This is a genomic window from uncultured Campylobacter sp. (assembly GCF_938018145.1).
Classification (GTDB): domain Bacteria; phylum Campylobacterota; class Campylobacteria; order Campylobacterales; family Campylobacteraceae; genus Campylobacter_A.
This window is the reverse complement of the sequence record NZ_CALIII010000395.1, coordinates 1-4,853: the sequence shown is the minus strand read 5'-3', so window position 1 is coordinate 4,853 and position 4,853 is coordinate 1. Positions and strand designations below refer to the sequence as shown.

Sequence of the window (4,853 nt, the reverse complement as noted above, 5' to 3'; positions counted from 1 at the left end):
ATTTATACCGTCAATCTTAAACTCGCTTTGCGCGCCCTCTATGCTACGCTCTGGCTTAAACGCGGCTCTAACAAAAGCGCCCACGCTGCCGTAGCCGTCGATCACGAGGTCAAATTTAGCATCCAGACTCTGCTTGTCGTAGGCAAAATCAGCCGTTTCGTCCGCTTTTAGACTCACGCCCTCGATACGCCATGCGTTTGCAAGCGTATTTTGCTCGTTGATTGACTGCACGTCTTTGACGCTACTTTTCTTTGCGGGCGCCCTAGCCACGGCCATATCGGCACTCGCCTCCATCATCGGCGCGGCTGCTAGCGGCATCATATTTCGCGGTTTTGGCTTACCCTCATAGCGCGGATAAAATGGCGCGGGCGTCAAATTTGACGAGTAGTAAAACGGATAAAGCGCGATGGTGAGGGAGTTTAGATCGATACCCAGAGGATTTGTCACGGTCAAATTTTGCGAGATTTCGACCTTGCCTTTGGCGACGTCGGCATGGATTTTATTTTTCAAATTTACGCTAACGCCCACGGGATAGGAGATCTTGACCTGTTTTGGGTCGCATTCGAATTTCAAATCAAGCTTTTGAAAATTTTTAATCTCGGCCTCGTTCATTTTCTTTTTCAGCTCGTCGATTTGCTTTTTGGTTTGCGAAATTTGAGCTAGATTTTTTAGCACGGCTTCGTAAAATTTATCGCCGTCGGCGTCCAAATTTGCGACGCTTTGCTCTTTAAAAGCGGGAAAATTATTTAAAAAAGCGTTTTTGGAGTTTAGCGCGTTTAGTTTATCGTTTAGCTCCCCAAGCTCTTTTTCGTTTTGCTTAAATTTAGCGTAGGCCTCGTTTTCTGCGGGCTTTGCTTCGTTTAAATTTAGGCTCACTAGCTCGCACGACGCAGCCACGTCGATATCCTCAAGCTCGACGAAATCGGGCAAATTTAAGCTAAATTCGCTTTTTTGGTCAGTGAAGTTTTGATGGATAAATGAGGCGTTTTTGTAGATTTCTATCAGGTTGCTTTCGGCGCTCGCGATCAGGGCAAACGCCGAAACTAAGGCTATCTCTCTCATTTTCTCTCCTTTGAGTGAATTTAAGAGATTATAGCCTTACAAAGATAAATTTTAGCCTAGCAAGATGATCGTGAAAATGATCAGAACTAAAATTTGTATCGCAATAAAAGGCACCACGCCGCGGTAGATGTCGGAGGTCTTGACCTCTGCCGGCGCCACGCCTTTTAGATAAAAGAGGCTAAAGCCAAACGGCGGCGTGAGGAACGAAGTCTGTAAATTCATCGCGATAACGATAGCGAAATATAGCGGATTTATGCCTAAATTTACGGCTATCGGCGCTAAGATCGGCAGCACGATGTAAGAAATCTCGACGAAATCTATAAAAAATCCGAGCGCAAAAATCGTAATCATGGCTAAGATGATAAAGCCCCATTTTTCGCCGGGTAGACTAGACATCACTTCCTCAACGATCTCGTCGCCGCCGGTGTAGCTAAACACCATCGAAAACGCCGTCGCGCCGATAAGGATAGTAAAGACGACGGCCGTGGTTTTGACGCTCTCTTCGAGCGCTTCTTTTAGCATCTTAAACGAAAAAGTCCTGTAAAAAACCGAAAGCAAGATCGCGCCAACGCAGCCAAACGCCGAGCTCTCCGTCGGCGTAGCGATGCCTTCAAATATCGAACCAAGCACCAGCACGACGAGCACCAACGGCGGCAAAATCGCAAGGATAGCGTTTAAAATTTGCTTTGATTTAGGCACGTCGCTTTCGATGGCGACGGGCGGCGCGTAGTCTTTTTTCACGTAAGCCACGATGAGGATATAGGCTATATAAGCGCCAACTAGCGCAAGACCCGGATATATCGCCTCGCGGAAAAGATCGCCGACGGGCACCGTAAAGACGTCGCCTAGGATAATCAGAACGATCGAAGGCGGGATGATCTGTCCAAGCGTGCCCGAAGCGCAGATAGTGCCGCAGCCTAGAGCCTTGTTGTAGTTGTACTTTAGCATCACGGGCAAGCTCATAACGCCCATAGCTACGACGCTAGCTCCGACAACGCCCGTAGATGCGGCTAGCAGCGCGCCAACCAAAACGGTGCTAATCGCCACGCCGCCGCGAATCTCGCCGAATAAAAACGCCATAGACTCGAGCAATCTCTCGGCCAGCTTGGTCTTTTGCAAAATAATGCCCATAAAAACGAAAAGCGGCACGGCGATGAGGATTTTATTTTCCATTATCGAGTAGATGCGGTAAGGCATGAAGTTAAACGTCTCTTTAAATATCTCAAGCCCGCCCATAAAGCCGTTACCGTCGCCAAAGCTCTCGACCATACCGCCGATGAGTCCGAAAATAACGGCTATCGCGCCAAAGGTAAATGCGACGCTAAAGCCGATAGCAAGCATAAAAAGCGCGGCTAAAAACATTACGATGCCGGTCATTTTCCCTCTCCTTGTTGCGCGGTTTGGTTTAAATTTGCGTCAAATTTGCCCTCTTCGCTTAAATTTGAGCGAGCGTCCAGATAGACGTTTAGCCACTTTATAAAGTAGCCGACGCTAAAAAATATAAGTAGCCAGAAGCTAAACGGGATAAAGGCCTTGATAACCCAGCGATACGGCAAGCCGCCGGGATCCGCGCTACCCTCGCCGCTCTCATACGCCTCTATGACGTAGTCCCAGCTCAGCCACGCGACCAAAAGCGCAAGCGGCAGGATAAAAAGGATAACGCCAGCCATATTTATGAGCGCCCTTTTCTTTACGCTCATCTTTTCGTAAAATATATCCACTCGCACGTGCGTATCGTCTTTTAGCGCGTAGCTCATGCCAAGCAGGATGATGACGCTAAAAAAGTGCCACTCGAGCTCTTGGAGGCCGACGTTGCCGTATTTGAAAAAATATCTCGCCGTGACGTTAAAAAAAACGTCCGCGATCATCAAAAACATCACAAAGATACAGACGTAGCCCACGATGTTGCCGAATTTATCGAAAAACCTCTCTACTTTTTTTAAATTTCGTTCCATTTAACTCCCCAAAATTTGTCTTATCATTATCGCTAAAATGCAAATCGGCGCGACGAATCGCAGTAAAAAATACCAAATTTCAAAAACCGCCCTACCCATATACGGTAAAAATAGCTCCTCTAGGCTGCCTCTTTTCATCGCGTAGCCGACAAATACCGCTATCACGATGCCGCCAAGCGGCAGCATGATATTTGAGCTAAGATAGTCTAAAACATCAAAAAATCCCTTGCCAAAAAACGTGAGCGCGTCTTTAAATTCGGTAATATTTGAAAGCGCGCAAAGCGTGCCCAGGCAGTAAACGCAAACGCCAACGATCGCGATAGCGCCCAGGCGAGGGATCTTAAACTCGTTTATGAGATAAAAAACGAGCGGCTCGACCATCGAGATAGCCGACGTAAGCCCCGCAAAAATAAGCGCGGTAAAAAACGTAAAGCTTAAGACGTTTCCCATCGCTCCTAGCTTAGCAAACAGCGTAGGCAGCGATATAAACGCAAGCCCTACGCCCTGGCTAGGCTGCTCGCCGTACTCAAAAACAAAGGTAAAAACGATGAGCCCGATGACGACGCTAACGATGATGTTTAGCGCGACGACGTAGAGCGAAGATGTGAAAAGATTTGTCTTATCATCCAGACTAACCGAATACGTCGCGATCGCGCCGATACCAACGCACATCGTAAAAAAAGCAAGCCCCAGAGCTACAAACACCGCCTCGCTCGTGATCTTAGAAAAATCAGGCACTAGCAAAAACTCCGCCGCCTGCGAAAATCCGCCCATCTGCATCGAGTAAATCAGCATAAAAATAAGTAGTAAAAAAAGCGTCGGCAAAAGCCATAAATTTATGCGCTCGATGCCGCCTTTTATGCCCTTTGAAAGGATGAAAAAATAGGCCGCAAACGCGATGCTAAAGTATAAAATTTGACCCGAGATATCAGAGCTTATAAATTTGCCGAAATTTTCGCCCGAAACCGCGATACTTTGCGGAAGCTCGCCAAGAGATAAGACCGAATACCTAATAACCCAGCCGATGATAACCGTATAAAACGACGCCACCAAAACGCCAGTTATCATTATGACGCCCGCATACCCCCAAAATTTGCCGTTTTTAGGAGCGAGCGAGCGAAAGGCGTTAACGGGATCGGCGTTTGAAATTTTACCCATCGCCATCTCGGCAAAAAATATACTAAGCCCGACCGCAACAGCAAAAACAAGATACAAAAGCACGAACGCCGAGCCGCCGTTTGCGCCGACCATGTATGGAAATTTCCACGCATTGCCAAGTCCGATCGCGGCACCCACGATGGATAATATAAATCCGATTTTAGAAAATTTATCGCTTGCCACGCTTAGCCCCTTAGCGCATTTATCGTGATGATAACGATGCTGATGGGAGCCACGAATCTAATCATAAAATACCAAATTTCAAATACGACCCTGCTCATATACGGCCCAAAAAGTATGTAAAGCGCGTCTTTTTTGATCACAAAGCCGACAAAAATCGACACCGTGATGCCGCCGATAGGCATGATGATGTTTGAGCTGAGAAAATCAAGGCAGTCAAAAAAGCTCTTGCCGAAAAATACCAAATTTTCTTTAACGCCATCTATGCTTGAAAGTATGCACAAAATGCCCATGCAGTAGATAAAAGCGCCGATTAGCGCGAGGGCTTTTTTACGAGAAAAGCCAAACTCGCGGATGAGATAGTGCGTAAACGGCTCTAGCATCGAGATGGCCGAGGTAATGCCCGCAAAAAGCAGTGCCGAGAAAAATGCAAACGCAAGCACGTGTCCGAGCGTGCCGAGCTTCGCAAATAGCGTCGGCAGCGAGATAAACACTAGT

General features: G+C 47.2%; 4 protein-coding genes and 1 pseudogene. All 5 read right to left on the bottom strand.

The annotated features are described in order from the left end of the window. A partial coding sequence (locus Q0338_RS09130) for a hypothetical protein (RefSeq protein ID WP_298086480.1) occupies positions 1-1,062 on the bottom strand: 1,062 nt, incomplete at its 3' end. Positions 1,063-1,113: 51 nt separating this feature from the next. Continuing rightward, positions 1,114-2,439, bottom strand: coding sequence for a TRAP transporter large permease subunit (locus Q0338_RS09125; protein ID WP_298086479.1), 1,326 nt, complete (start codon positions 2,437-2,439; stop codon positions 1,114-1,116). Then, the gene (locus Q0338_RS09120) at positions 2,436-3,017 is read right to left on the bottom strand and encodes a TRAP transporter small permease subunit (protein ID WP_298086478.1); all 582 of its coding nucleotides are present in this window, start codon (positions 3,015-3,017) and stop codon (positions 2,436-2,438) included. Before Q0338_RS09120 ends, Q0338_RS09125 begins: the two co-directional genes overlap by 4 nt. Further along, positions 3,018-4,358 carry a sodium-dependent transporter gene (locus tag Q0338_RS09115; protein ID WP_298086477.1) on the bottom strand — a complete coding sequence of 447 codons (1,341 nt, stop codon included), beginning with the start codon at positions 4,356-4,358 and terminating at the stop codon, positions 3,018-3,020. 2 nt (positions 4,359-4,360) lie between these two features. After that, positions 4,361-4,853: pseudogene (locus tag Q0338_RS09110) on the bottom strand (sodium-dependent transporter); the annotation flags it as partial.

Bases quoted from the DNA above. Each gene is read 5' to 3' on its own strand.
- Q0338_RS09125 (WP_298086479.1), bottom strand. From the start codon at position 2,439: ATGACCGGCATCGTAATGTTTTTAGCCGCGCTTTTTATGCTTGCTATC.
- Q0338_RS09120 (WP_298086478.1), bottom strand. From the start codon at position 3,017: ATGGAACGAAATTTAAAAAAAGTAGAGAGGTTTTTCGATAAATTCGGC.